The 26,226-nt window shown below is 64.4% G+C and carries 21 protein-coding genes; 13 read left to right on the forward strand and 8 right to left on the reverse strand.

The window, feature by feature from the left end:
• Positions 1-2 precede the first annotated feature (2 nt).
• From urtC to urtA, 3 genes are all read right to left on the reverse strand, one after another.
• A complete protein-coding gene (urtC, locus tag IF10I1_RS02035; RefSeq protein ID WP_094463688.1) occupies positions 3-1,196 on the reverse strand; it encodes an urea ABC transporter permease subunit UrtC in 1,194 nt (397 codons plus the stop codon).
• Positions 1,193-2,821 carry an urea ABC transporter permease subunit UrtB gene (gene urtB / locus IF10I1_RS02040; RefSeq protein ID WP_186392441.1) on the reverse strand — a complete coding sequence of 543 codons (1,629 nt, stop codon included), beginning with the start codon at positions 2,819-2,821 and terminating at the stop codon, positions 1,193-1,195. Before urtB ends, urtC begins: the two co-directional genes overlap by 4 nt.
• A 408-nt stretch (positions 2,822-3,229) precedes the next feature.
• The gene (urtA, locus tag IF10I1_RS02045; RefSeq protein WP_371328526.1) at positions 3,230-4,513 is read right to left on the reverse strand and encodes an urea ABC transporter substrate-binding protein; all 1,284 of its coding nucleotides are present in this window, start codon (positions 4,511-4,513) and stop codon (positions 3,230-3,232) included.
• Positions 4,514-4,799: 286 nt separating this feature from the next.
• Between urtA and IF10I1_RS02050 the strand changes: the two genes are divergently transcribed.
• The 4 genes from IF10I1_RS02050 (at position 4,800) to IF10I1_RS02065 (ending at position 12,116) form a co-directional block, all read left to right on the forward strand.
• Positions 4,800-6,752 (forward strand): phosphatase PAP2 family protein, encoded by a 1,953-nt coding sequence (locus tag IF10I1_RS02050; RefSeq protein ID WP_186392440.1) that lies wholly within the window; start codon positions 4,800-4,802, stop codon positions 6,750-6,752.
• Between the two features lie 238 nt (positions 6,753-6,990).
• Positions 6,991-10,428, forward strand: coding sequence for an ATP-binding protein (locus IF10I1_RS02055; protein WP_186392439.1), 3,438 nt, complete (start codon positions 6,991-6,993; stop codon positions 10,426-10,428).
• Between the two features lie 20 nt (positions 10,429-10,448).
• Positions 10,449-11,384: a response regulator gene (locus IF10I1_RS02060; RefSeq protein WP_186392438.1), complete on the forward strand. Its 936-nt coding sequence runs from the start codon at positions 10,449-10,451 to the stop codon at positions 11,382-11,384.
• A gap of 90 nt (positions 11,385-11,474) precedes the next feature.
• On the forward strand, positions 11,475-12,116 hold the full coding sequence (locus tag IF10I1_RS02065; RefSeq protein ID WP_082206048.1) for a trimeric intracellular cation channel family protein: 642 nt from the start codon (positions 11,475-11,477) through the stop codon (positions 12,114-12,116).
• A gap of 14 nt (positions 12,117-12,130) precedes the next feature.
• Here IF10I1_RS02065 and IF10I1_RS02070 read toward each other — a convergent pair whose 3' ends face one another.
• From IF10I1_RS02070 to IF10I1_RS02085, 4 genes are all read right to left on the reverse strand, one after another.
• Positions 12,131-12,484 (reverse strand): lipopolysaccharide assembly protein LapA domain-containing protein, encoded by a 354-nt coding sequence (locus IF10I1_RS02070; RefSeq protein ID WP_050473966.1) that lies wholly within the window; start codon positions 12,482-12,484, stop codon positions 12,131-12,133.
• Between the two features lie 134 nt (positions 12,485-12,618).
• On the reverse strand, positions 12,619-12,933 hold the full coding sequence (locus IF10I1_RS02075) for an integration host factor subunit beta (protein WP_050473965.1): 315 nt from the start codon (positions 12,931-12,933) through the stop codon (positions 12,619-12,621).
• Entirely contained in the window at positions 12,930-13,934 is a 1,005-nt protein-coding gene (sppA, locus tag IF10I1_RS02080) for a signal peptide peptidase SppA (protein ID WP_186392437.1), read from the reverse strand. The genes IF10I1_RS02075 and sppA overlap by 4 nt, the downstream gene beginning before the upstream one ends.
• Positions 13,935-14,149: 215 nt before the next feature.
• Positions 14,150-14,536 carry a hypothetical protein gene (locus IF10I1_RS02085; RefSeq protein WP_050473963.1) on the reverse strand — a complete coding sequence of 129 codons (387 nt, stop codon included), beginning with the start codon at positions 14,534-14,536 and terminating at the stop codon, positions 14,150-14,152.
• Positions 14,537-14,896: 360 nt separating this feature from the next.
• Between IF10I1_RS02085 and IF10I1_RS02090 the strand changes: the two genes are divergently transcribed.
• Positions 14,897-15,724 carry a lytic transglycosylase domain-containing protein gene (locus tag IF10I1_RS02090; RefSeq protein WP_055455742.1) on the forward strand — a complete coding sequence of 276 codons (828 nt, stop codon included), beginning with the start codon at positions 14,897-14,899 and terminating at the stop codon, positions 15,722-15,724.
• Between the two features lie 473 nt (positions 15,725-16,197).
• Here IF10I1_RS02090 and IF10I1_RS02095 read toward each other — a convergent pair whose 3' ends face one another.
• Positions 16,198-16,581, reverse strand: coding sequence for a hypothetical protein (locus IF10I1_RS02095; RefSeq protein WP_050473961.1), 384 nt, complete (start codon positions 16,579-16,581; stop codon positions 16,198-16,200).
• A gap of 344 nt (positions 16,582-16,925) precedes the next feature.
• On the opposite strand from IF10I1_RS02095, the gene IF10I1_RS02100 reads away from it, so the two are divergent.
• The 8 genes from IF10I1_RS02100 (at position 16,926) to IF10I1_RS02135 (ending at position 26,220) form a co-directional block, all read left to right on the forward strand.
• Positions 16,926-17,555, forward strand: coding sequence for a TetR/AcrR family transcriptional regulator (locus tag IF10I1_RS02100; RefSeq protein WP_186414929.1), 630 nt, complete (start codon positions 16,926-16,928; stop codon positions 17,553-17,555).
• Positions 17,543-19,150: a carboxyl transferase domain-containing protein gene (locus IF10I1_RS02105; protein WP_186414928.1), complete on the forward strand. Its 1,608-nt coding sequence runs from the start codon at positions 17,543-17,545 to the stop codon at positions 19,148-19,150. The genes IF10I1_RS02100 and IF10I1_RS02105 overlap by 13 nt, the downstream gene beginning before the upstream one ends.
• Before the next feature lie 4 nt (positions 19,151-19,154).
• Positions 19,155-19,583, forward strand: a complete 429-nt coding sequence (locus IF10I1_RS02110; RefSeq protein ID WP_186414927.1) for an ASCH domain-containing protein — start codon at positions 19,155-19,157, stop codon at positions 19,581-19,583.
• Positions 19,583-21,577, forward strand: coding sequence for an acetyl/propionyl/methylcrotonyl-CoA carboxylase subunit alpha (locus IF10I1_RS02115; RefSeq protein ID WP_186414926.1), 1,995 nt, complete (start codon positions 19,583-19,585; stop codon positions 21,575-21,577). The genes IF10I1_RS02110 and IF10I1_RS02115 overlap by 1 nt, the downstream gene beginning before the upstream one ends.
• A complete protein-coding gene (locus IF10I1_RS02120; protein WP_186414925.1) occupies positions 21,567-23,210 on the forward strand; it encodes an acyl-CoA synthetase in 1,644 nt (547 codons plus the stop codon). Before IF10I1_RS02115 ends, IF10I1_RS02120 begins: the two co-directional genes overlap by 11 nt.
• Positions 23,207-24,064 carry a hydroxymethylglutaryl-CoA lyase gene (locus tag IF10I1_RS02125; protein ID WP_186414924.1) on the forward strand — a complete coding sequence of 286 codons (858 nt, stop codon included), beginning with the start codon at positions 23,207-23,209 and terminating at the stop codon, positions 24,062-24,064. The genes IF10I1_RS02120 and IF10I1_RS02125 overlap by 4 nt, the downstream gene beginning before the upstream one ends.
• Position 24,065: 1 nt before the next feature.
• Entirely contained in the window at positions 24,066-24,854 is a 789-nt protein-coding gene (locus IF10I1_RS02130; RefSeq protein WP_186424340.1) for a crotonase/enoyl-CoA hydratase family protein, read from the forward strand.
• Positions 24,855-25,050: 196 nt separating this feature from the next.
• Positions 25,051-26,220 (forward strand): MFS transporter, encoded by a 1,170-nt coding sequence (locus IF10I1_RS02135; protein ID WP_186424341.1) that lies wholly within the window; start codon positions 25,051-25,053, stop codon positions 26,218-26,220.
• Positions 26,221-26,226 lie beyond the last annotated feature (6 nt).

Here is a 26,226-nt window from a genome sequence, read left to right on the forward strand (position 1 = left end):
CTTCACTCCGCCGGTTGCGGCGCTTTGGCGCCAGAAGATTGGGGACCGGATTGGGGGCCCAATGAAGACGTGTCCTGCGGCTTGCTGCGGCCCGCGGTCTTCGTCCGGACCTTCTCCCGGATCTGCGCGGCAAGGCCGGTGATGCCCTTGGGCAGGAACAGCGTCACCACCACGAACAGCGCACCCAGCGCAAAGAGCCAGATCTCCGGCAGAACGGCGGTGAACCAGGTCTTGCCGTAGTTGACCAGCACCGCCCCGATGATCGGCCCATAGAGCGTGCCGCGGCCGCCGACCGCCACCCAGATCACCACCTCGATGGAATTGGCCGGTGCAAACTCGCCCGGATTGATGATGCCCACCTGCGGCACGTAGAGCGCTCCGGCAAGGCCCGCCATCATGGCTGAAACGGTCCAGACGAACAGCTTGTAACGCTCCACCTTGTAACCGAGAAAACGGGTGCGGCTTTCCGCATCGCGCACGGCCACCAGCACCTTGCCGAGCTTGGAGCGGGTGATGGAGCGGGCCAGCAGGAAAGAGACGAGCAGCGCAATACCGGAGGCGAGGAACAGCCCGGCGCGGGTGGCATCGGCCTGCACGGAGAAGCCGAGGATATCCTTGAAGTCGGTCAGGCCGTTGTTGCCGCCAAAGCCCATGTCATTGCGGAAGAAGGCGAGCAGCAGCGCATAGGTCAGCGCCTGTGTGATGATCGACAGATAGACCCCCGACACCCGCGAGCGGAAGGCGAACCAGCCGAAGACAAAGGCGAGCACGCCCGGCACCAGGAGCACCATCAGCATGGCAAAGGGGAAGCTGTCGAAGCCGTACCAGTACCAGGGCAGTTCCTTCCAGTTGAGGAAGACCATGAAGTCCGGCAGCACCGGATCGCCATAGACCCCGCGCGGACCGATCTGGCGCATCAGATACATGCCCATGGCATAGCCGCCGAGGGCGAAGAAGGCGCCATGACCCAGCGAGAGAATGCCGCAATAGCCCCAGACCAGATCCACCGACAGCGCCAGCAGCGCATAGGTCAGATACTTGCCCATCAGGCTCACCGCATAGGTGGGCACATGCAGCGGATGATCCGGCGGCAGCAGCAGGTTGAGCGCGGGCACCGCCAGGATGATGCCGCCTGCAATGAGGAGGAACAGCGTGGCCTGCCGGTCGAAGGCGCGGAGAAGGAAATGGGTGATCATGCGTCAACTGCCCGGCCCTTGAGGGCGAACAGCCCCCGTGGACGCTTCTGGATGAAGAGGATGATGAAGACGAGCACGAGGATCTTGCCGAGCACAGCCCCGGCATAGGGCTCCAGGAACTTGTTGACGACACCGAGCGTCAGCGCACCCACCAGCGTGCCCCACAGGTTGCCCACCCCGCCGAAGACGACGACCATGAAGCTGTCGATGATGTAGCCCTGCCCGAGGTTGGGCGACACATTGTCGATCTGCGACAGGGCGACACCGGCGATCCCGGCAATGCCGGAGCCAAGGCCGAAGGTGAGTGCGTCGATCCAGGGCGTGCGGATGCCCATGGAGGCGGCCATGCGGCGGTTCTGGGTGACCGCGCGGGTGTAGAGGCCGAAAGGCGTCTTCTTCAGCACCAGCATCAGCCCGGCAAAGACCAGCATGGCGAAGACGACGATCCAGAGCCGGTTATAGGTGATGGTCATTTCACCCAGCTGGAAGGCGCCGGACATCCAGTCCGGATTGCCCACTTCCCGGTTGGTCGGCCCGAAGATCGAGCGCACCGCCTGCTGCAGCATCAGCGACAGGCCCCAGGTGGCCAGCAGGGTTTCCAGCGGCCGCCCGTAGAGGAAGCGGATGATGCCGCGCTCGATGGCCATGCCGATCAGCCCCGTCACCAGAAAGGCGAGCGGCAGCGCGATGAAGAGCGACGCGCCGAACAGGCCTGGGAAACTGGTGCGGATCACCTCCTGCACCATGAAGGTGACATAGGCGCCGATCATCACCATTTCGCCATGGGCCATGTTGATGACGCCCATCACGCCGAAGGTGATGGCAAGGCCGATGGCGGCCAGCAGCAGCACCGAGCCCAGCGACAGGCCGTACCAGATGTTCTGCGCGCCATCCCAGAGGACCAGGGATTTTTCGATGCGGGTGAGGCCGGTCTGCGCCGCATCGCGCAGGGCCTGCGGCGCCTTGGCATCGCTTGCGATCGACGTCAGCACGGACAGGGCATCACGCCCACCCGCCGAGGCGATCAGGTCCACCGCCGCCAGCTTGTCCGCCTCCGGTGCATCACCGGCCAGCACAGTGGCCGCCCGGGCGCGCTCCATCGCGGTCTTCACCCTGGCATCGGTTTCCGCCGCAATCGCGTCCTCCAGCTGAGGCAGCGTTTCCACATCGCGGGAGCGGAACATGGAATTGGCCGCAGCCAGACGCACGGCGGCATCGGACGAGCCCAGCGTCAGGCTGCCGACGGCCGCACGGATCGACCGGCGCAACCCGTTGTTGACCTTGATCTTGATCACTTCGCCCGTGGAAACGGTGCCCAGCGCCTCACCGGTCAGCGGATCGGTCAGCGCAAGGCCGGAGCCCGCCTTCACCCCGATGACGGCCATGGCGTCGCTCTTGCGCACGTAGAGATCGCCGGACGACAGAGCCTCCAGCGCCGGGGCCACGGCGGGATCCCCGGTTGCCGCCAGCGCCCCCACCTGCGCCTCGGTTTCCTTGAACCCGCCCTCGCCCAGCTTGTTCACCAAGGGGCGCAGCGCATCCGTGTCCTGCGCAAGGGCATGCTGCTGCACGGCAACGGACATCACCAGCATCAGCAGACAGATCATGAGGCGTTTCAGAGACATGGGCGTCACCTGGCTGGAAAAAATCATGGCAGCGGGAGGCTGTAGCCCCCGCCGCGACCCCTCCCCACAAGGAAGAGGGAGCGTTGGGATCTTGCGAAACATGCGGACCGTGCTGCGTGAGAAGTGGCTTCCGGGGCGTTTCAGCCCTCTCCTTTTGCCGCAGCGCCCCTCTCCCCCCTTGAGGGGGAGATGTCTGCGTGAGCAGACAGAGGGGGGTAGCAGCGCTTCAGCACGGCAGAACTCCTCTCACGAGAGGACAGGCCGTTACCCCCCTCTGCCCCCTGCCGGGGGCATCTCCCCCTCAAGGGGGGAGAGGAGTTGGAACCTGACTGGCGTTCCGTTGGAAATGCTGCCCCTCGCAGGGAGGAGTGGGGGGCGGCACCGCCCCCCACTAGAAGCCGTCTCACATCAGCTGCCGGAGCCGCCGCACTTGCCGGTCTTCACGTTGAAGTTTCCGCAGGAGAGCGGGGCGCGCCAGTCGGCGATCAGATCCATGGAGCCTTCCAGATAATCGGACCACTCGTCGCCCACCACGAGGCCGGGGGTTTCCCACACGGTCTCGAACTGGCCATCGGCCTGGATTTCACCGATGAGCACCGGCTTGGTGATGTGGTGGTTCGGCATCATGGCCGAGTAGCCGCCGGAGAGGTTCGGCACGGAGACGCCGATCAGCGCGTCGATGACCGCATCCGTGTCGGTGGTGCCGGCCTTCTCGACGGCCTTCACCCACATGTTGAAGCCGATGTAATGGGCTTCCATCGGATCGTTGGTCACGCGCTTGTCGTTGCCGATGAAGGCGCGCCAGCTTTCGATGAACTCGGCATTGGCCGGGGTATCGACGGACTGGAAATAGTTCCAGGCAGCGAGATGGCCGACGAGCGGGGCGGTGTCGAGACCGGCGAGCTCTTCCTCACCCACGGAGAAGGCGACAACCGGAATGTCTTCGGCCTTGATGCCGGCGTTGCCGAGTTCCTTGTAGAAGGGCACGTTGGCATCGCCGTTGATGGTGGAGACCACGGCGGTCTTCTTGCCGGTGGAACCGAAGGCCTTGATGTCGGACACGATCGTCTGCCAGTCGGAATGACCGAACGGCGTGTAGTTGATCATGATGTCCTCTTCCTTGACGCCCTTGGACTTCAGGTAGGCTTCAAGGATCTTGTTCGTCGTGCGAGGATAGACATAGTCGGTGCCCGCCAGCACCCAGCGCTCCACGCCTTCCTCGTTCATGAGGTAGTCAACCGCCGGAATGGCCTGCTGGTTGGGGGCAGCCCCGGTGTAGAACACGTTGCGCTGGCTTTCCTCACCCTCGTACTGGACGGGGTAGAACAGGATCGAGTTCAGTTCCTCGAACACCGGCAGCACGGACTTGCGCGACACGGAGGTCCAGCAGCCGAAGACGGCCGAAACCTTGTTGACCGCGACAAGCTCGCGGGCCTTTTCGGCAAAGAGCGGCCAGTCGGATGCAGGGTCAACGACGACGGCTTCCAGCTTCTTGCCCAGCACGCCGCCCTTCTTGTTCTGCTCCTCAATGAGGAACAGCATGGTGTCCTTCAGCGTCGTTTCGGAAATCGCCATCGTACCCGACAGCGAATGCAGGATGCCGATCTTGATCGTCTCCTCGGCCAGCGCGCCGCCGATCATGGTCGAAGTCATCAGGCCCGCTACCACGAACCCTGCCATGCGGGAAGTCATCTTGGTCATCATGTCAGTCTATCCCCTCACTGAGGGAGCCCCTGCGCCTTCGTGCAACGGCTGCAGTGAGCCGGGCCGAGGGCAGCGCCCCAGATGCGGACAGTTGTTACTGCCGTCATTGATCAGTGTGGTCCGGGATTGCTGCACTGCCATATACGTCGATTGACGTAATGCCTTCAAAGCCGTGTCAGACAGAGCGTCAAACGATACAAAAAAGACAAAAAAGCTTCACGAAACAACAATAAGGCAGGGCCATTCATCCTCCCCCCCTCCTAGGAATCAACCGATGAAACCCCTGCCCTATCTCGCTTCAGTCAGCGCACTCGTTCTCGGCCTCATGATCCCGGCTGCAACGGCCGCGCTTGCCATCGACCTGCCGCAACCACCCGCAGGCCTTGGCCGTGAGGACACCGCACAGCCAGTTTCCGGCTTGACGGCATATATCGGCGCAGGTGCAACCAACCAGCGCGGGAAGGCGTGCATGTCCACGCTGGAAGGCAATGCCGGCGTGCGCGTGCTGGCCGGATTCCTGAAGGTCTGGACACCGTCGTCGCTTCTGGTCGATGCAGATGTTGAAGCCGAAGCCGAGGGCAATTGTCCTGCCGTGGCCAAATCCACCTGGGATGGCATTCCCGGCAGTGCGACCGATGGCAGCCCCGTGAACCTGGACCTGCATGCTGCCAACATCGCCTATGTAGAGGCCCTCACACGCAGCCGCACTCCCGTGCAGGCCGTTCAGGCCTATCTCGATGACCGCCGCGGCAAGAACGCCAGTCTTGTCGACGGTCTCGGGCCGCTCGCGGATGCATGGCGCGAAGGCACGAAGCAGCACACCACTATTACAGATGTTCCAGCCGACGCCTCTCTCATCAAATACGAAGACGAAGGCAACAACCGGGGCATCGGCAGCACCGGCGATGCGGAAAAGAAGATCGCCCCCAACCCCGATCTCGGCCTTGCCGTTGACCTGATCGAGGCCGCCAGCAAGGATGGCTCGACCGAGCCGTCAAAGCGCTTCTACAAATACGCCCGCCCCTGGCGCTGGAGCCAGGACGTGAGCGTTCTGCCGTCCCTGCTGCCGGCCCGCAGTTCCAAGCCGCAAAATGACGGAGGCTTCCCAAGCGGCCACACCGCCGAAGCCTGGCGCGATGGTCTGGTGATGGCCTATCTCGTGCCCGAGCGTTTCCAGGAAATGCTCACCAGAGCAACCGAACTCGGCGACAGCCGCATTGTGGCCGGCATGCATTCCCCGTTCGATGTGATCGGCGGGCGGATTCTCGGCACGGCCGTTGTGGTCTACAACCTCAACAAGCCTGACAATGACGGCCTGAAGGCCGGCGCCTTCTCCCAGACCCAATCCTGGCTGATGAAAAAGACCGGCTCGGAAACACAGGCGGAGCTGATGCGTGTGGCTCACTCGCAGCCTTCCGTGCGCGACCGTTTCGCCGATCATAGTGCAAATGCCGCCTTCGTCGCCTTCCGGATGGACTACGGCCTTCCGGCGGCCGGAGCCACAGACCTGCCTGCAAACGTGCCGGCAGGCGCTGAAATCCTGCTGGAAACCCGTCAGCCCTACCTCACCGCCGAACAGCGCCGGGTGGTTCTGAAAACGACCGCCTTCGCCTCCGGCAACCCGGTGATGGATGATCCGGAAGGCTTTGGCCGCCTGAACTATTTCAAGGCTGCCGATGGCTATGGGGCCTTCGATGGCGATGTTACCGTCACCATGGACGCCAGCCTCGGCGGCTTCAACGCCTTTGACGTCTGGTCCAACAGCATCTCCGGCGCAGGCATGCTGACCAAGCGCGGCAGCGGCAGCCTGGCTCTTGCCGGCGAGAATGGCTACACGGGCGGCACCCTCATTGAGGCCGGCAACCTGATTGCCCGCAGCGAAACAGCGCTGGGCGCAGGGGACGTCTTTGCAGCTGGCGGCAAGCTTGTGGTGGAGAACACCGCACTTGAGCTGAAAGGCAACATCAGTTTCACCGGTGCGTCCGGCCTGATCGTGACGTCGACCGCGGGCCGGAAGGCAAGCGTCTCCATCGGCGGTGCGCTCGCTGTGGACGGCGCCGAACTGACCGTCACGGCCGATGATGAGGCTGCGGCCAAGTCCAGTGAAGGCCTGCCGGTCCTGACCTCCGCAAAAATTGATGGCAAGTTTGCCTCCGTCACGCTGAACGGCAAGCAGGCTGAAGCGGTTTACAGCGGCACGGGCGTCGCCATCCGCCTCGTCAACTGACACGCTGACATCCGGCACAAAACCAGGGCGGGGACGGCCAGAAAGCCGTCCCCGCCCTGAACATTTCCATCCAGTGGCCGCATCTTGGGCAGAACTCAGGAACGGCATGATTCCTGCTTTCCTGATATCAAGTATTGAGTGACAGGGGGCTGCACCTAACTGACCGGTGCAGCCGCGGAGGGCGGATGCTTATTTCTTGGGCAGATAGCGGGCAAAGACTGACCAGAAACGGGCAGAGATGACAGCGCGTCAGCGCATCCTGCCGGTGCGCCGGCATTACAATCAATGGGTCAACAACCAGACCCTGGAAGACTATGCGCTGCGCTTCACGGCCAAGAGCGCCCGGCGCTTTTCCAGCCGCGCCATCTCGCACACGGCCAGCGGAGCGATTTCCTTTCTGGCGCTGGAGGCGATTGGCGGGGCCATCACCCTGTCCTACGGCACCGCCAATGCCTTTGCCGCGATTCTGGCGGGCTGTGCGGTGCTGCTTTTCGTCGGCCTGCCCATCGCCCGCTATGCCACGCGCCACGGGGTGGATATCGACCTGCTGACGCGCGGCGCCGGTTTCGGTTACATCGGCTCCACCCTGACATCGCTGATCTACGCCAGCTTCACCTTCATCCTCTTCGCCATCGAGGCCTCGATCATGTCGAGCGCCCTCGAATATGCCTTCGGCATACCGCTGTGGATCGGCTACATCCTCAGCGCCGTGGCGGTGATCCCGCTGGTCACCCATGGCATCACCCTGATCAGCCGCTTCCAGCTTCTGACCCAGCCGTTCTGGATCATCCTCAACATCCTGCCTTTCATTTTCATTGCGCTGACGGACTGGCAGGCGGTGGGCGTCTGGCTCGGCTTTGCCGGCATTGACCCGGCCTCCGGCGCCCCGCGCGAGGCCTATTCCAATCCGGTGGACCTCTTGCAATTCGGGGCCGCCGCTGCCGTGGTGCTGGCGCTGATGGCGCAGATCGGCGAGCAGGTGGACTTCCTGCGCTTCCTGCCGGCGAAGGAAAACCTGTCACCGCTGCGCCGCTTTGCCCTGTTTCTGGCCGGCCCGGGCTGGGTGGTCATCGGCCTGCCGAAGCTGCTGGCCGGTTCCTTCCTTGCTGTGCTGGTGCTCTCCTCCGGCATTCCGGCAAGCGAAGCCGACCAGCCGTCACGCATGTATGCGGTTGCCTTCGGCTACATGCTGCCGTCCGAACAGGCCGCCATCCTGCTGATGGCCGCCTTCGTGGTGGTGGCGCAGCTCAAGATCAACGTGATGAATGCCTATGCCGGGTCGCTGGCCTGGTCGAATTTCTTCTCCCGCCTCACCCACAGCCATCCGGGCCGGGTGGTGTGGCTGGTGTTCAATGTCGGCATTGCGCTCCTGCTGATGGAACTGGGCATCTATGCCCTGCTGGAGGAGACGCTGGGCGTCTTCTCCATCATCGCCATGGCCTGGCTGTCGGCGATTTCCGCCGATCTCTTCATCAACAAGCCGCTGGGCCTTGCCCCGCCGGGCATCGAGTTCAAGCGTGCCCATCTCTATGACATCAATCCGGTCGGCACCGGGGCCATGGGCGGGGCGGCGCTGATTGCGCTTCTCGCCCATTACGGCATTTTCGGCGTCACGGCGGCGGCGCTGGCCACCTTCATCGCCTTTGTCCTGCCTTTCGTCTTCGCCCCGCTCATCGCCTGGGGCACGAAGGGCAAATATTATCTGGCCCGCAAGCCGCGCCGCCACTGGCAGTCCCGCACCGCCATCACCTGCTCGGTCTGCGAGAACCCGTTCGAGCCGGAGGACATGGCCTATTGCCCGGCCTATCAGGTGCCGATCTGCTCGCTCTGCTGCACGCTGGATGCCCGCTGCGGCGACAGCTGCAAGCCGAAGGCACGGCTGGCCTATCAGACGAAAACGGTCGCAGCCGCCGCCTTGCCCGCCTGGGTGATGGAAAAGCTCGGCACCCGCCTTGGCCGCTATCTCACCACATCGGTGCTGGTCATCGCCGGCATCGGCCTCATCCTCACCATCATCTACAATCAGTCCATGGTGCACAGCCCCCAGGAAAACCTGGCGCCGGGGCAGATCATCGCGCTGATCTTCGTGGTCTTCGCCATTGCCGCCGGCATCGGCGTCTGGTTTCTGGTGCTCGCCCATGACACACGCCGGGTGGCGGAGGAGGAATCGGCCCGGCAGAACACGCTGCTGCTGCAGGAGATCGAGGCACACCGCAAGACGGACGCCGCCCTGCAGCGCGCCAAGGAAGCGGCGGAAGCGGCGAACCACGCCAAGAGCCGCTATGTCATCGGCCTCAGCCACGAATTGCGCACCCCGCTCAACGCGGTTCTCGGCTATGCGCAGGTGCTGGAGCGGGACGAAGCCATCCCGCGCGAGCGCAAGGCCAGCATTCAGGTCATCCGCCGCAGCGCCGAGCATCTGTCCGGCCTCATCGACGGCCTGCTTGACATTTCCCGCATCGAAGCCGGGCGCCTGCAGGTCAGCACGGACACGGTCAACATCCACGAGTTTCTGGACCAGATTGTCGCCATGGTGCGGCTGCAGGCGCAAGCCGCCGGGCTCGGCTTCGAGTTCTCCCGCGCGCCGAACCTGCCCGCGCTGGTGCGCACCGACGAAAAGCGCCTGCGCCAGATCCTCGTCAATCTCCTGTCCAATGCCATCAAGTTCACGGACAAGGGCCAGATCCGGCTGGACGTTGCCTACCGCTCGCAGGTCGCCACCTTCCGCATCACCGATACGGGCCGCGGCATTGCGCCGGAAGATCTGAAGCGCATCTTCGAGCCCTTTGGCCGCGGCAGCAGTGAAGCGGTACACCGCACGCCGGGTCTTGGCCTCGGGCTGACCATCACCAAGCTTCTGGCACAGACGCTGGGCGGCTCCATTGACGTCACGAGTGAACAGGGCAAGGGCAGCACCTTCACCGTGCGGCTGATGCTGGCGGCGCTCAACGGCCCGGCTCCGGCCCTTGCCGCGGACCGGCTGGTGCGCGGCTATGAGGGGCCGCGCCGGTCCATCCTCGTCATCGACGACAATGGCGACCACCGTGCCCTCATGCGCGAAATGCTGGCGCCGCTGGGTTTCATAGTGCTGACGGCGGAAAACGGGCAGGAGGGCATAGACCTCACGCTGGAGCTTGCGCCGGATCTGGTGCTGGCCGATATTTCCATGCCCGGCCTCAACGGCTGGGAAGTGGCAGCCGCCCTGCGCCATCGCGGCTACAAGGGCCGCATCGTCATGCTTTCGGCCAATATCGGCGACACGGCCCTGCGCCCCACCGGCGAGCCTGCCCATGACGACACACTGGCCAAGCCCGTGGACATGGCCCAGCTTCTCGACCGCCTCGGCCGCCTGCCCGGCCTCGTCTGGCGTTATGGCACACCGGCCGCACCTGCACCGGAGCCGCAGGCCGCCCTTTCCCTGCCCATCATCCTGCCGCAGGCAGACCCGCAGCGGGAGACGGCGCCCGCAATTTACACCAGTCCCGGCCCTGGCCACTTGCGCGACCTGATGGATCTTGGCGATATCGGCTATGTGCATGGCATCGAGGCGAAACTGAGCGAGCTGGGCCGGGAGGCGGGCAATGCGCCCCTCGTCTCCGCCCTGCGCGAGCGGCTGGAGCAGTTCGATTTTGCCGGCTACAGAACAATTCTGGAAGAGGTCCAGCCCCATGACTGAAACAAGCTGCGTGAGGCCGTATGACTGAAGCCCCTGCCCAGCGCGACATCGTTCTTGTGGTGGATGATTCCCCCGAAACCCTCGGCTTCCTGACGAAGGCGCTGGAGGCATCGGGCGTGACCGTTCTGGTCGCCACCTCCGGCACGGCAGCGCTCACCATTGCCGGGCGCATCACACCCGACATGGTGCTGATGGACGCGGTGATGCCGCAACCGGACGGCTTCGAGACCTGCCGCCAGCTGAAGGCCATGCCGGAACTGGCGCATGTGCCGGTGATCTTCATGACCGGCCTCAGCGAGACCGAGCATGTGGTGCATGCGCTGGAAAGCGGCGGCGTGGATTTTCTCACAAAGCCGATCAACCTTGATGAGTTGCAGGCCCGCATCCGCGTGCATCTGGCCAATGCCCGGCAGGTGCAGAGCGCCCGCATCGCGCTCGATGCCGCCGGGCGGCACCTGATGGCTGTCACCTCCACCGGCAGCGTGAAATGGGCCACCCCGCAGGCCCGCACCGCGCTGAGCCATTTCGCCGGCCGTGTGGGCAGCGATGTGCTCCCCCTCATCAGCCAGCATCTGGGCGCCTGGCTTGGCAGCCCCAGTCAGATGGCAGGCCAGATGGGCGGCAGCCGCTCCACCTCCTTCATCGGGGCGCCGGGGCAGAAGCTTGATTTCACCTATCTGGGCGCCGTCGGTCCGGATGAATATCTCTTCCGCCTGACGGGCGGCGACGAGGCAGGCCAGACGGATGGCCTGCGCACCCGCTTCGGCCTCACCGCCCGCGAGGCGGAGGTGCTGCTGTGGATCGCCCGTGGCAAGGCCAACAAGGACATCGGCGAAATCCTCGGCCTGTCACCGCGCACGGTGAACAAGCATCTGGAACAGATCTACGTGAAGCTCGGCGTCGAAAACCGCGCCTCCGCCGCCGTAAAGGCCGCCGAAGCCATGAGCGAGCTGTAGCAGCGCGATTGCACGCAAGCACCGATCTGGACTAGAGAAGCTTCGATTGCAGGCGGCTTTTCGCCCCGGCAAGAAGAAGGTGACCGGCTCATGATGTTCGACAAGGCCCCCGAAACGCTGCTCAACGTGCTGATGGTGCTCGATTATGTGGGTGTTGCCGTCTTTGCCGTGACCGGCGCCATCGTCGCCTCGCGCAAGGGCATGGACTTCATCGCCTTCCTGTTTTTCGCCACCATGACCGGCGTCGGCGGCGGCACCTTGCGTGACCTGATCCTCGGCGTGCCCGTGTTCTGGACCAAATCGGAAGGCTACCTGCTGGTCTGCTTTGGCGTCAGCGTGCTGATGTGGTTCGGCGCGCATATCGTCGAAAGCTGGGGCAAGCCGCTGCGCTGGGCCGATGCCATCGGCCTTGCCGCCTATTGCGTGATGGGGGCGGCCAAATCCATGGCGGTCGATCACATGCCGCTCGTCGCCATCCTGCTGGGGGCCTCCACCGCCACGTTCGGCGGCATCCTGCGTGACGTTGTCGCCGGCGACCCGACCGCCATTGCCAAGCCGGAGATCTATGTCACCGCCGCCTTTACCGGCGCGGCCGTCTTCGTGGTGTTGACGCTGGTCGGCTTCTCGCTCTGGCCCGCCGCCATCATCGGCGCGCTCGCAGCCTTCATCATCCGGGGCGGCGCCATTCTCAGGGGCTGGACGCTGCCGGGCTATTCCGCACCGAAATCCTGATTTTTGCGCCGGTCTCAGGCAGCGCGGCTGCCCGGACCGGGAAGGGCGCGGGACGGAGAGGACTGCTCGGCCTCGGCCCGCAGCTTGTCGGCTTCCTTGTGCCACTTGTCGGCCTCGGAGCGCTTGACGCGCGCCTCGCGGCGCCAGCGGCCCTGCTTTGCCCAGGCCCCGAGCCCGCCGATGACGATGCCCACCAGAATGGCGGCAAAAATCACCCAGAACAGCGGCACGCCGGTCAGCGTCAGGCGCGGATCCTGCGGATCAAAGGGGTTCAGCGAAAGATCGACCCCGTGCCGGTTGGCCACAGACAGCGGCACCACCACAAGGGCGATGGCAACAAGGATCAGGTTCTTGAGAAACCGGGTCACGGGCCCTGCCTTTTTCTAGAGCATGTCCGGCGCAAACGGCTCCGCCTGCAATGCTCTTGGGTCTTTGTCTTCACGCAAGTGCGGACACAAAACCGGTCTCCGCCTTTGCTGGAACTGCCTTGGCTGCGCGGCGGTCAGTCTTCGTCGTCGCTATCTTCGCCGTGGTCGACGCCATCATTCAGGCGCTCACGCATTTCCTTGCCGGTCTTGAAGAAGGGAACGTATTTCTCGTCCACCTCGACCTTCTGCCCCGTGCGCGGATTGCGGCCGACACGGGCCGGGCGGTTCTTGACGGAAAAGGCGCCGAAACCGCGCAATTCCACACGGTCACCGCGCATCAGCGCCTCGGTGATCTCGTCAAGGATCGCGTTGACGATGTTCTCGACGTCGCGCTGATAGAGATGCGGGTTCTGTTCCGCGATGCGCTGCACTAGCTCGGACTTGATCATTCCCCGCTCCCTTGTTCCTGACCACCCGGCATACCCCCGGGAGCCTGCCAAACAGACACGAGCCCGTCAAGCGTAAGGCTTGGAGAAATCAATCCCTTAGCCTCTGAAACGCCCTCAATCAGCGCCTTGGCGGCCCCTTCACCGATACCTTGCGACATCCGTGCCGCAAACGGCAGGCGGCTGCGCTCATCGGGCACCTTCCAGGTGACGACCGGAAGATCCCTGGCGACACCCTTTTCCTTCTCCAGCCAGGCGATGGCTGCCGCCTCGCCGCCGATCGCATCCACCAGCTTGCGCTCCTGCGCCCGGAAGCCGGTGACGATGCTGCCATCGGCCACGGCACGGGCCGCCTCCGGGCTCAGCTTGCGCCGCTCAGCCACCAGCTTGACGAACCAGTCGTAGCTGTCGCCCACCAGAAGCGCCAGCATGTCACGGGTTTCGGGCGAGGGATCGGAATAGAAATCGGGCTCGGCCTTCATCGGCGCGCTTTTCACCGCATCCATCTTCACCCCGACCATATCCAGCAGTTTCTCTGCATTGCCGAACTGGAACAGCACGCCGATGGAACCGGTAATGGAATTGTGCCGCGCGACGATGTGATCGCTGGCCAGAGCCACCATGTATCCGGCCGAGGCGCCAACCGTGCGGATCTCCGCGACCACCGGCTTCTTCTTGGACAGCTCATGGAGCGCCTGATAAAGCGCCTCGCCGCCCGTGGTGCTGCCGCCGGGCGAATTGATGGAGATGATCACACCGGCGACTCTCTTGTTCTCGCCGATTTCCCGGATCAGCTTGAGCTGGTCCCGGTCCTCCATGATCACGCCTTCGATGGGAATGCGCGCAATATGCGGCTTGCTGCGCTCTGCATTGAAACCGCCGCCAAGAGCAATGAGGCCTGAGATGAGGGCGGCCGCCAGGATGAGAAAGGCTGCAACGCGCCAGAACACGAGCTTGCGGCGGAGCCTCCGGCGGTCGGTTATGGCTTCGGCATCCAGGGACATCTGTCACGCTCCACGGTCAACGGCCTTCATGGCTACACAGCCTGCGCTGCGATGAAAAGCCCAAATAGGCTGCAAGGTCAAATCATTGGCAGCGGGGGAGACATTCTGCCTGCCTGACTCTCTGCTCCGGAGCGCCGATGCGGAAGGCCGGGGACAGCCGGACCCCGGCCTTGAGTTAAGATTTCTGCCTTGCTTGAGGCTGACGGCGCGGCGCCTCAACCGGCCGCATGAGCCGCAATCCGGCGCAGGCGGCGCAGGATCATGACGAAAGGCACCATGGAAAGGGCCATGACGGCCGAGCCTGTCATCGCCAGCAAGAGGTTGCCATCCTCGATGGCAATCGCAACGCCGGGGATCATCAGCCACATGCCGATGGTTGCTGCGACAAAATGCAGCCGCGCCAGCCGGGAATGGGCCGCCTGCGGCACGGCGTTGTAGTAGAGCCCGAAGAGCGTCATCGTCAGAAAGCCGAGCAGGGTCAGCTGCACATTGGCGGTGGCAAAGCCTGCCCCCTGACCTGCGGACATCTGAATGCCGAAGATGATGCTGCCCACGCCATAGAACATGGCGGAAATGAAGAACCAGAAGGAAATGCCTCGCATGGGTCTGTTCCTTGATCCAAAGCCGCTCCAGCGCCTTCACGGCCCTGCAGCCCGCCCCCATGGAGATGGCATGCGCCTGTTGCCGGACCAAAACCGTGGTCTGCATCACATTCCGGCCGATTGGCTTGCGCTATCACATCCTGCCGCCTGAAGCCGCTGGAGGTTCACGTCCGGTCACAACCGCGTGGGACCGCCGGCTGAAACGGCATTTAACGCCCGCTTTCCCTTGACGAACCGGGGGAAACGAAGGCAAGCCAGCTAACTCGAAGGGCAGGAGTCATCACGAATCATCCACCCTTCGGTTTTACCCATCACACATGCCCGGCTTCTGTGCCGCCGGGTCATCCGGGAGTGCCCGCCATGCGCAAGCTGCTTTGCGCTCTTGCCCTTTCCCTGACTGCATCCTTCGCCCCCGCCCTGACGGCGACGCCCGCCCGGGCGGCCGCCTGCGGCAATGATGCCTCCGGTTTCAATGCCTGGATTGCAGCCTTCAAGCAGGAAGCCCCGGCCCGTCATGGGCTAAAGGCCTACACGGTGGCAAATGCCCTTGAGGGCGTGACCTATGATCCGCAGGTGATCAAACTCGACCGGGGGCAGCGGTCCTTCAAGCTCAGCTTCGAGGAATTCTACCAGCGCCGCGTCAACAAGGCGCTGATCAACCGGGGCCGGCAGCTGCATGCCCAATATGCCGGGCTGTTCGAGCGCATCCAGCAGGATTTCGGCGTGCCGCCGCAGATCATCATCGCCATCTGGGGCCTCGAAACGGGCTATGGTGCCAACTCGGGCAAGATGGATGTGGTGCGCTCGCTGGCGACCCTATCCTATGACTGCCGCCGTTCGGAATTCTTCACCCGCGAGCTGGTCTCGGCCCTCAAGATCATCGAAAACGGCGACAAGGTGCGCGAGGACATGCGCGGCGCCTGGGCGGGAGAACTCGGCCAGACCCAGTTCCTCGCCAGCTCCTATCTCAACTACGCCGTCGACTATGACCGGGACGGCAAGCGCGACCTGATCCGCTCCATCCCGGACGTGCTGGCCTCCACCGCCAACTACCTGAAGCAGAAAGGCTGGCGCGCCGGCGAAAGCTGGGCCCCCGGCACGCCGAACCACGAGGTTCTGCGGGAATGGAACAAGGCCGAGGTCTATGTCCAGACTATCGGCGTGATGGCTGAACAGCTGGTGGAATGAAAAGAAGGGCGCGCCGGATGGGGGCGCCCTGAGGCCGATGACAAAGCAAGTGTTCTCCTCTTTCGTCATGGCCGGGCTTGTCCCGGTCATCTACAAGCCATTGATTTGTATAGATCCTCGGCACAAGGCCGAGGATGACGATGGAGAGGCCGGAGGTTTGTCAGCGGTCTGAGGGCGCGCCGGATGGGCGCGCCCTTTGTGTTTCACATGCCCTCTTCCGTCATGCCATGACTTGATCATGGCATCCATACCCTTGCATCTCCAGATACCGGAGCAGTGAGAGGACGCGAGCATTCAGAGCGGCTGCACGGTCACGGAATGGATGCCATGGCCGGGCCATGGCAAGACGAAACTCGAAGGACTGAGCCCTTTGCAGTACAGGACCCAGTCCTTAAATCGGCCCAGTCTATGAACCATCCAAATTCATGGGTTCAGTTCACTCCTGCCGTGACTTTTGACTTCAGGGCATAGTCTTACCGGAAGACGCCCGTCTTCACCGAGACGTCGGAATCGGTCATTGAATAGCGGCGGACGATGTTCTTGCTGTTGAACAGGACGACCAGCTGCTTGCGCTTGCCCGAGTGGGACGTGCCGAGCGCACCGACCACGGGGATGAAGTTCACCGCATCAGCCTGCAGGTTGTCGAGCTGGTAGGTCCAGATCTCTTCGCCCTCGGAGGTGAAGCTCGTCTGATAGGGCGAGCCGAACATCTGCTGCACCTCGCTCCGCGTCGTCTTGCCTTCGGTCAGCTTGGCGGAGACGCTCGCCTCCGTCTCGTTCCTGAGACTCTGATTGCCGGAAGATGCGCAGCCGGCAAGGGTCAGGCCTACAACAAGTGCAGTCAGTATCTTCTTCAAGGTTCGCCTCCGTTATCGCGGCAAGTCTGCACGCATGGCTTGTGAAAACGGCCACGGCCTAGCGGCAATCGGCAAAACGGACAAGGGCAACCGGACCAAAACAAGTCTTCCCGCAGCAACCTGAGATTATACACGCGGTTGCGTGTCCGGATTTTTAATTGAACTTCAATGCATTAAGCGCGCGCGGAAAAATTGCAACGCCTGCGGAAAACTACGGAAAACCCTGCCTTATACCAAGTTTCACGCCCCCATCATTTCCTGCAGACGCCATGGCCGTTCCCTCCATCAGCCGTACTTGCAAATGAATGATCGTTCATTTATTTTGAAGGAGGGAGGAAACAGGCATGGCACGCACGGTGGGAGCCAGGGGCGAGGAAACGGCAGAGCGCGTACGCGAGGCTGCGTTGCGGCTGTTTGCGCGCGAGGGCTACGCCGCCGTTTCCATGCGCCAGATCGCGGCTGCCGTCGGCGTCCAGCCCGGTGCGCTCTACAATCATTTCCCCACCAAACAGGACATCCTGCGCGACCTGATGGTCAGCCACATGCAGGCGCTGCTGGATGCCTGGGGAGAAAACTGCGCCACGGCAGAGCCCGACGAAAGCCCGGACGCGGCGCTGGAGCGCTTCACCCGGTTTCACATCCGCTATCATCTGGCGCGCACCGACGCGGTGTTTGTCTCCTACATGGAGCTGCGCAATCTGGAGCCGGAGAATTTTCAGGCCGTCGAGCATCTGCGCCAGCGGTATGAGGCAATCCTGACGGACATCCTGAAGCGCGGCGCGCAGGCGGGCAGCTTTGCCGTCAGCGAGCCGCAGGTGGCCACCCGCGCCATCATCGCCATGCTGACCGGCCTTGGCACCTGGTACCGGGAGGGCGGCAGGCTCTCCAAGGCCGACATCGAAACCATTTATCTGGACATGGTGACCGCAAGCGTCACCGGAGGGAGAGGAGCCGGGAGACAATGGGCATCCTGAAATCGAACGCGGCCACGCGCGGCGAGGTTTTCGAGAAGAACCGCAAGGCGCATGAAGCGGCCCTAGAAGAGGTGCGCCGGGCGGCGGAAGCGGCCTTTGAAGGCGGTGGCGCGGAAGCCCGCGCCCGCCATGCCTCACGCGGCAAGATCCTGCCGCGCGAGCGCGTCTCGCGCCTGCTCGATCCCGGCTCGCCCTTTCTGGAAGTCGGCCTCTTCGCCGCCCATGGGCTCTATGACAACGCCTCCCCTTCGGCCGGCGTCATCGCCGGCATTGGCCGTGTCGAGGGCCGGGAAGTGATGATCGTCGCCAATGACGCGACGGTGAAGGGCGGCACCTACTATCCCATGACGGTGAAGAAGCACCTGCGGGCGCAGGAGATTGCCGCCGGGAACAACCTGCCTTGCGTCTATCTGGTGGACTCGGGCGGCGCCAACCTGCCGAACCAGGACGAAGTGTTCCCTGACCGCGACCATTTCGGCCGCATCTTCTTCAATCAGGCCAACATGTCGGCACGCGGCATTGCCCAGATCGCCGTGGTGATGGGCTCGTGCACCGCTGGCGGGGCCTATGTTCCGGCCATGAGCGATGAGACCATCATCGTGCGCAATCAGGGCACCATCTTCCTCGCAGGCCCCCCGCTGGTGAAGGCAGCGACGGGTGAGGAGGTGAGCGCGGAAGACCTTGGCGGGGGCGACGTGCACACGCGCCTCTCCGGCGTGGCCGATCACCTCGCCCGGGACGATGCCCATGCGCTGGCACTGGCCCGCCGGGCGGTGGCCAATCTCAACCGCACCAAGCAGGTGCATCTCGACCTGCAGAGCCCGGAAGACCCGCTCTATGATCCGGAGGAAATCTTCGGCGTGGTTCCGGCGGATCTGAAGACGCCCTATGACATCCGCGAGGTGATCGCCCGCATCACCGACGGCTCGCGCTTCGATGAATTCAAGGCCCGCTACGGCACCACGCTGGTCTGCGGCTTTGCCCATATCTACGGCATGCCGGTGGGCATCATTGCCAACAACGGCGTGCTCTTCTCCGAAAGCGCGGTCAAGGGCGCGCATTTCGTCGAGCTTTGCTCCCAGCGCAAGATCCCGCTCGTCTTCCTGCAGAACATCACCGGCTTCATGGTTGGCCGGAAGTATGAAAGCGGCGGCATCGCCAAGGATGGCGCCAAGCTGGTGACGGCGGTGGCCACCACCTCCGTGCCGAAGATCACCATGCTGGTCGGCGGCTCCTTCGGGGCGGGCAATTACGGCATGTGCGGGCGCGCCTATTCGCCCCGCTTCCTGTGGACCTGGCCCAACTCCCGCATTTCGGTGATGGGCGGTGAGCAGGCCGCCGGCGTGCTGGCCACCGTGCGGCGCGATGGCATCGAGCGCAAGGGCGGCAGCTGGTCCGCCGACGAGGAAAAGGCCTTCAAGCAGCCGGTCATCGACCAGTTCGAGGCGCAGGGCCACCCGCTCTATGCCTCGGCACGGCTGTGGGACGACGGCATCATCGATCCGCGCAAGACCCGCGAGATCCTCGCCCTCTCCCTCTCCGCCGCCCTCAACGCCCCGATCGAAGACACCCGCTTCGGCCTGTTCCGGATGTGATGCCATGACCCAGACACTGGATGATCTGCAAGCCAAGTATCCCGGTGCCGTGACATTCAAGTTCGGCGACAGTGAGCACCTGTCGGCGGAGCTGATTGCCCTGGTGCGCAGCGGCCGCAAGACAGGAACCTGCGGCGCGCTGCGGGACTTCACGGAAGGCGGAGAGACTTTGCCGGTGGCCGGACGCCGCGACATTGTCCTCAACTGGGACGGCACGCCTGCCCTCGTCATCGAAACCAGCTCCGTCACGATCCGGCGCTTCTGCGATGTTGAGGCCGAATTCGCCCTTAGCGAGGGGGAAAATGATGATCTGGCCGGCTGGCAGCGGGATCATGGGGCCTATTTCGAGCGCAACGGCGGCTTTTCGCCGGAGATGGAACTCGTCTGCGAGCGGTTCCGTGTCGTTGAAGATCTCGCCGGGGAGGCACAGTGATGTTCAGAAAAATCCTCATCGCCAACCGTGGTGAAATTGCCTGCCGGGTGATCAAGACGGCGCGCAGGCTCGGCATCCGCACTGTCGCGGTCTATTCGGATGCGGATGCGGGCGCGCAGCATGTGGCCATGGCGGACGAGGCCTGGCGGCTGGGTCCGGCACCCGTTGCTGAAAGCTATCTCAAGGCGGAACGCATCATCGAGATCTGCCGCCAGTCGGGCGCGGAGGCGGTGCATCCGGGCTATGGCTTCCTGTCGGAGAACCCGGATTTCGTCGAAGCGCTGGAAGCGGCAGGCATTGCCTTCATCGGCCCCAGCGCGAGCGCCATCCGCGCCATGGGGCTGAAGGATGCCGCAAAGGCACTGATGGAAAAGGCGGGGGTGCCGGTGGTGCCGGGCTATCACGGCGACAATCAGGATGCCGGTTTCCTTCAGGAGCGCGCCGATGAAATCGGCTATCCGGTGCTGATCAAGGCCCGTGCGGGCGGCGGCGGCAAGGGCATGCGCCGGGTGGACCGGCGCGAGGACTTCCGCGCCGCGCTGGAAGGCGCGCAGCGCGAAGGCGCGGCGAGCTTCGGCGATCCGCGGGTGCTGATCGAGAAATATCTGACCAAGCCGCGCCACATCGAAATTCAGGTCTTCGGCGACAGCCAGGGCAATGTGATGCATCTGTTCGAGCGGGACTGCTCGCTGCAGCGCCGCCACCAGAAGGTGATCGAAGAAGCCCCTGCCCCCGGCATGCCGGAGGCGATGCGCGCCGCCATGGGCGCTGCCGCCGTCAAGGCCGCGCAGGCCATCGGCTATTGCGGGGCGGGCACGATCGAGTTCATCGCCGATGTGTCGGAAGGCCTGTCGCAGGACCGGTTCTACTTCATGGAGATGAACACCCGCCTGCAGGTGGAGCATCCGGTGACGGAATACATCACCGGGCAGGATCTGGTGGAATGGCAGCTGAAGGTGGCCAATGGCGAGCCCCTGCCCCTGACGCAGGACCAGCTTGCCATCCACGGCTGGGCCTTCGAGGCGCGGCTTTATGCGGAGGATGCAGAGCGCGGCTTCCTGCCGGCCACCGGCACGCTGACCCATCTGCGCCTGCCGGAAGACATGGCCCGCGTTGATTCCGGCGTGCGGCAGGGCGACACGATCACCCCCTGGTATGATCCGATGATCGCCAAGATCATCGTCCACGGCCCGGACCGCAAGACGGCGCTGGCCCGGCTGCTGGCAGCCCTTGAGGCAACGGAAGTGGCGGGTTCCGTCACCAATGCCGCCTTCCTCGCCGCCCTGTGCCGCCACGAAGGCTTTGCCGCCGGAGACGTGGACACCGGCCTCATTGGCCGCGATCAGGAGGCGCTGACCGCAAGGCCCGGCACGCCGCCGGTGGTTCTGGCGCTTGCCGCCCTCACCAGCCTTGGCCTGACGCGCCCAGCCACCGGACAGGACCCGTGGGAGCGGCTGAGCGGCTGGCGGGCTTGGAGCGCAGCGCGCCAGTTTGCCGTGCTCGACCACAAGGGCACGCGGCTTGAGATCGAGGTGCACAGCCTTGGCCGCAGCCGCTTTGCCGCCCATGTGGCGGGAAGCGTTCTGGAGATCGAGATCACCCATGTGGAAGATGGCACCATCCGCTTCGACATGGGCGGCCACCGGGACAAGGCGCGCATTGCCGACATGGGCGCGGCCATCTCCGTCTTCCACGGCGGCGAGGCCTTCGAATTCACCCGCGCCGACATGCTGTCCGGCGAGGATGAGGGCGATGCCGCCGGTGACCGGCTGATTGCCCCGATGCCGGGGCTGGTGAAGGTGCTGACCGCCGCCAAAGGGCAGGCCGTGACACGCGGCGAGCCGCTGCTGATCCTGGAAGCCATGAAGATGGAGCACACGCTCACCGCCCCGCGTGACGGGGTGATTGGCGATGTCTTCGTCAGCGAAGGCGAACAGGTGACCGATGGCACGCTGCTGCTGGCCCTTGCTCAGGAGAGCGCCGATGCTGCCTGAAGCTGACAGCTACGAGGCGATGCGGGCTGCCTTCCGCTGGCAGATCCCCGGGCGCTTCAACATTGGCACCGCCATCTGCGACCGCTGGGCGGACGCAGAACCGGACCGCGAGGCCATCACCTATGTGGCCGAGGATGGCACCGCCACCCGTGTCAGCTATGGCGAGCTGAAAGCCCTGTCCAACCGCATGGCCAACCTGTTCCGCGCCCGGGGTCTTGAGCGCGGCGACCGGGTGGGCGTGCTGCTGCCGCAGAGCGTCGAAACCGCCACCGCCCATATCGCCGCGCTGAAATGCGGGGCGATCACCATTCCGCTCTTCACCCTCTTCGGCGAAGAGGCGCTGGAATACCGGCTGGGCAATGCGGGGGTGAAGATCCTCGTCACCGATGCAGGCGGCGCAGCCAAACTGGAGCGCCTGCGGGACAGGCTGCCCGCCCTCACCACCGTGTTCTGCATCGACGGCGCCCACCACGGTGCGGAAGATCTCGCACATTCCCTGACCGGCCACGAGACGGCTTTCACCCCGGTGGACACCGCCGCCGAAGATCCGGCCATCATCATCTACACCTCCGGCACAACCGGCCAGCCCAAGGGCGCGCTGCATGGGCACCGGGTGCTGCTGGGCCATCTGCCCGGCGTGGAAATGAGCCACGATTTCCTGCCCCGCCCCGGCGACAGGTTCTGGACCCCGGCGGACTGGGCCTGGATCGGCGGCTTGCTCGATGTGCTGATGCCCGCGCTCTACCACGGCATCCCCGTGGTCGCCTGCCGCTTCCGCAAGTTCACCGGGGAAGCGGCCTTCGAGCTGATGGAAAAACAGAACATCCGCAACGCCTTCCTGCCGCCCACCGCGCTGAAGATGATGCGGCAGGTGGAAAGCCCGCAGACCCGCTACAGGCTTGCCCTGCGCTCCGTCGCCTCGGGCGGGGAGACGCTGGGGGCCGAGCTGATCGCCTGGGGCCGCAAGGTCTTTGGCCTGACCATCAACGAGTTCTACGGCCAGACCGAGTGCAACATGATCGTGTCGAGCTGCGCCGCCGTCATGGAGGCCCGCCCCGGCATCATGGGCCGCGCCGTGCCCGGCCATGATGTGGACGTGGTGACGGAGAAAGGCGAACTTGCCGCCGATGGCGAGCAAGGGCTGATCGCTGTGCGCGGGCCCGATCCGGTGATGTTCCTTGGCTACTGGAACAACGAGGCCGCCACCCGCGCCAAGTTCATCAACGGCTGGATGCTGACCGGCGACACGGGCGTGCGCGATGCGGACGGCTGGCTGCGGTTCGTGGGCCGCGATGATGACGTGATCACCTCCTCCGGCTACCGCATCGGGCCGGGCGAGATCGAGGACTGCCTGCTGCGCCATCCCGCCGTTGCCATGGCAGGCGTTGTCGGCAAGCCGGACGCCCAGCGCACGGAAATCGTCAAGGCCTATGTGGTGCTGAAGGCCGGAGTGGAGCCTTCGGACAGCCTCGCCGATGACATTGCCCAATTCGTCAAGACCCGCCTTGCCGCCCACGAATACCCCCGTGAGGTGGAGTTTGTGGACGCCCTGCCCATGACAACCACCGGCAAGGTGATCCGCCGGGAGCTGCGCCAGCGCGCAAGCAACGAACACTCCGGAGAAGCGTCATGACCGGTTTCGTCACCCTGTTCGAAATGGGCCCCCGCGACGGGCTGCAGAACGAGAAGGCGCAGATCGCCACCGCAGACAAGATCCGCCTTGTCGACATGCTGAGCGCCTGCGGCTTTGCCAAGATCGAGGTTACCAGCTTCGTCAGCCCCAAATGGGTGCCGCAGATGGCCGATGCCGCCGATGTGCTGGCGGGCATCCACCGCAGGCCGCAAACCGCCTATACGGCCCTCACCCCCAACGTGAAGGGCTACGAGGCCGCCCGCGCGGCCGGGGCGGATGAGGTGGCCGTGTTCGGCTCGGCCTCGGAGGGCTTTTCGCGCAAGAACATCAATTGCTCCATCGCCGAAAGCCTGGAGCGCTTCCGCCCGCTGGTGGACAAGGCGCTGGAGGACGGCATCCCGGTGCGCGGCTACATCTCCTGCGTCACCGACTGCCCCTATGACGGCCCCACCCCGCCGGAAAACGTGGCTGATGTCGCCGCCAAGCTGCTGGCCATGGGCTGCTACGAAATTTCCCTCGGCGACACCATCGGCGCAGGCACGCCGGACACCATCGGCCGGATGCTGGATGCGGTGCTGGAACAGGTGCCCGCGCAAAAACTCGCCGGGCATTACCACGACACCAGGGGGCTGGCCCTCGCCAATATCGAGGTGAGCCTTGAGAAAGGCCTGCGCGTGTTCGATGCCGCCGTCGGCGGGCTCGGCGGCTGCCCCTATGCCCCCGGCGCGAAGGGCAATGTGGCGACGGAAGCAGTTGCGGCCCTGCTGGCAGACAAGGGGTTCGAGACCGGCCTCGACAGGGAGAAGCTGGCAGAAGCCGCCGCCTTTGCCCGCACGCTCAGAAAGGACGCATAGAATGAGCGGCACTTACGAGACCATCCGCCTTGAGACGGACGCCCGCGGCGTTGCCACGCTGACGCTCGCCCGTCCGGACAAGCACAACGCCCTGTCGGCACAGATGATTGCCGAACTGACCGGAGCCGCCGCCCGGCTTGCCGCAGACAGCGCCGTGCGCGTGGTGATCCTCACCGGCGAGGGCGCCAGCTTTTGCGCGGGCGGTGATCTCGACTGGATGCGCGAGCAATTTACCGCTGACCGCGCCACCCGCATGGCCGAGGCACGCAAGCTTGCGCTGATGCTGAAGGCGCTGAACGAGTTGCCCAAGCCCCTCATTGGCCGTGTGCAGGGCCAGGCCTTCGGCGGCGGCATCGGCATGATGAGCGTCTGCGACGTGGCCATTGCAGCGGAAGGCGCGAAATTCGGCCTGACCGAGACACGCCTCGGCCTGATCCCGGCCACCATCAGCCCCTATGTTCTGGCCCGCATGGGCGAGGGCAAGGCGCGCCGCGTGTTCATGTCCGCCCGGCTGTTCGATGCACAGGAGGCCGTGGCGCTGGATCTTGCCGCCCGGGCCGTGACGCCAGAAGAGCTTGACGCCGCCATCGAGCGCGAGGTGAAGCCCTACCTCTCCGCCGCACCCGGCGCGGTTGCCCGCGCCAAACGCCTCGCCCGCTCGCTCGGCACGCCCATCACCGGTGCGGTGATCGAAGACACGATCCGCCAGCTGGCCGACTGCTGGGAAGACCCCGAAGCCCACGAGGGCATCTCCGCCTTCTTCGAAAAGCGCAAACCGGCGTGGGCCTGACCTTTACGGAAGCTCCATAGGCCGCACCACAGTCCGCACCGCAGCTGCATAGCCGTTCATATGAACGGCTATGCAGCCAGCCATTTCCGCCAAAGACTGACGGCAAGCCTCGCCAAAAGAGGCAAGCAGTCAGATTGGGGAACAAGATGGCAGACAAGAACCGGGGCAGTGTCCCTGCGGCGGCAGAGGTGTGTCCATGACAAGCGCCTCCGCCCACGCCGAAAGCAGCTTTCCAAGGATCACGCTCTTTGCCCTTGTGGCCTTTGCCGCCATCACGCCACTGGCGCTGCTGGTGGCACCGGCCCTTGCAGCTCAGCTTGCCAGAGAGCTCAACGCCAGCCCCTCACAGATCGGCACCTATTTCTTTGTCGAAAACGGCGCCTTCAGTGCAGCATCGCTCCTGTCGCTGATCTGGCTTGGCCGCATCAACGTGCACCATGCCGCGCTTGCCGCCCTTGCCGTCTTCATCGCAGGCAATCTCCTGACGCCACTGGTGCTGCCGGACTACGCCAGCCTGCTGCTGATCCGCGCCGTCACCGGCTTTGGCGGCGGCACCTTGATGGTCCTGTCCATGATCAGCGCCCAGGATGCGCAGAACCCTGACCGGATCTACGGATACTGGGTCGCAGGCCAACTCGTGGCCGGAGCCATGGGACTGGCCGCGCTGCCGCATGTGTTTGCAAGCTTTGGCCTGCAGTCCTTCTACATCCTCCTCGGCCTGCTTACCCTTGCTCTGGTGCCCCTTCACAAGGGCTTTCTCGCGCCCGCCGCAGCATCGGGGTCAAAGAAGACAGGCGCGGCCATGGACAAGCCATTCCTCGTCCTTGCAGCTTTCACGCTCGCAGCGGTGCTGATTTTCTACATTGCCATCGGCGGCGCCTGGACCTTTGCCAGCCATGCCGCCGGAGAGGCCGGTATCGTGGAACCGCAGACGGGAACGCTGCTTGCCATTGCATCACTGTTCGGCATCGCCGGGGCATTGATCACCGCCGTCACCGGCGGCCGCCTGTACCGCCGCTCCATGCTGCTCGCAGGTTACGCCATCCTTGTGGCTTCACTGGCGGGGCTGGCGATCCTGAAGGGAGCGGCAGGTTTCGCGGCGGCCATCTTCGCCTTCAAGTTTGCATGGACCTTCGCCCTGCCCTTCATCATTGCCGAGGTGGCCCAGCGCGACCCATCGGGCCGTCTCGTCGCCTCCACCACCATGATCATCGGCACCGGGCTGTCTCTCGGTCCGCTGTTTGCAGGGGAACTGCTCGGCGCAGGCTGGAGCCTCAGCGCCGTCTTCCTCGCCGCAGCAGCCTGCGGGGCGCTGTCCTTCGCCTGTCTGGCATTTTCGCCCCGCGCCGCTTCCAGCCTGAAATGAGTGACA

The sequence above is a fragment of the Pannonibacter sp. I15F10I1 genome, from assembly GCF_900185665.1.
Lineage (GTDB): Bacteria > Pseudomonadota > Alphaproteobacteria > Rhizobiales > Stappiaceae > Pannonibacter > Pannonibacter indicus.

What these genes read in the sequence shown, in the direction of transcription:
- urtC (WP_094463688.1), bottom strand. Translation starts at nt 1,196, where the DNA reads ATGATCACCCATTTCCTTCTCCGCGCCTTCGACCGGCAGGCCACGCTG.
- urtB (WP_186392441.1), bottom strand. Translation starts at nt 2,821, where the DNA reads ATGTCTCTGAAACGCCTCATGATCTGTCTGCTGATGCTGGTGATGTCC.
- urtA (WP_371328526.1), bottom strand. Translation starts at nt 4,513, where the DNA reads ATGACTTCCCGCATGGCAGGGTTCGTGGTAGCGGGCCTGATGACTTCG.
- IF10I1_RS02050 (WP_186392440.1), top strand. Translation starts at nt 4,800, where the DNA reads ATGAAACCCCTGCCCTATCTCGCTTCAGTCAGCGCACTCGTTCTCGGC.
- IF10I1_RS02055 (WP_186392439.1), top strand. Translation starts at nt 6,991, where the DNA reads ATGACAGCGCGTCAGCGCATCCTGCCGGTGCGCCGGCATTACAATCAA.
- IF10I1_RS02060 (WP_186392438.1), top strand. Translation starts at nt 10,449, where the DNA reads ATGACTGAAGCCCCTGCCCAGCGCGACATCGTTCTTGTGGTGGATGAT.
- IF10I1_RS02065 (WP_082206048.1), top strand. Translation starts at nt 11,475, where the DNA reads ATGATGTTCGACAAGGCCCCCGAAACGCTGCTCAACGTGCTGATGGTG.
- IF10I1_RS02075 (WP_050473965.1), bottom strand. Translation starts at nt 12,933, where the DNA reads ATGATCAAGTCCGAGCTAGTGCAGCGCATCGCGGAACAGAACCCGCAT.
- sppA (WP_186392437.1), bottom strand. Translation starts at nt 13,934, where the DNA reads ATGTCCCTGGATGCCGAAGCCATAACCGACCGCCGGAGGCTCCGCCGC.
- IF10I1_RS02085 (WP_050473963.1), bottom strand. Translation starts at nt 14,536, where the DNA reads ATGCGAGGCATTTCCTTCTGGTTCTTCATTTCCGCCATGTTCTATGGC.
- IF10I1_RS02090 (WP_055455742.1), top strand. Translation starts at nt 14,897, where the DNA reads ATGCGCAAGCTGCTTTGCGCTCTTGCCCTTTCCCTGACTGCATCCTTC.
- IF10I1_RS02100 (WP_186414929.1), top strand. Translation starts at nt 16,926, where the DNA reads ATGGCACGCACGGTGGGAGCCAGGGGCGAGGAAACGGCAGAGCGCGTA.
- IF10I1_RS02105 (WP_186414928.1), top strand. Translation starts at nt 17,543, where the DNA reads ATGGGCATCCTGAAATCGAACGCGGCCACGCGCGGCGAGGTTTTCGAG.
- IF10I1_RS02110 (WP_186414927.1), top strand. Translation starts at nt 19,155, where the DNA reads ATGACCCAGACACTGGATGATCTGCAAGCCAAGTATCCCGGTGCCGTG.
- IF10I1_RS02115 (WP_186414926.1), top strand. Translation starts at nt 19,583, where the DNA reads ATGTTCAGAAAAATCCTCATCGCCAACCGTGGTGAAATTGCCTGCCGG.
- IF10I1_RS02120 (WP_186414925.1), top strand. Translation starts at nt 21,567, where the DNA reads ATGCTGCCTGAAGCTGACAGCTACGAGGCGATGCGGGCTGCCTTCCGC.
- IF10I1_RS02125 (WP_186414924.1), top strand. Translation starts at nt 23,207, where the DNA reads ATGACCGGTTTCGTCACCCTGTTCGAAATGGGCCCCCGCGACGGGCTG.
- IF10I1_RS02130 (WP_186424340.1), top strand. Translation starts at nt 24,066, where the DNA reads ATGAGCGGCACTTACGAGACCATCCGCCTTGAGACGGACGCCCGCGGC.
- IF10I1_RS02135 (WP_186424341.1), top strand. Translation starts at nt 25,051, where the DNA reads ATGACAAGCGCCTCCGCCCACGCCGAAAGCAGCTTTCCAAGGATCACG.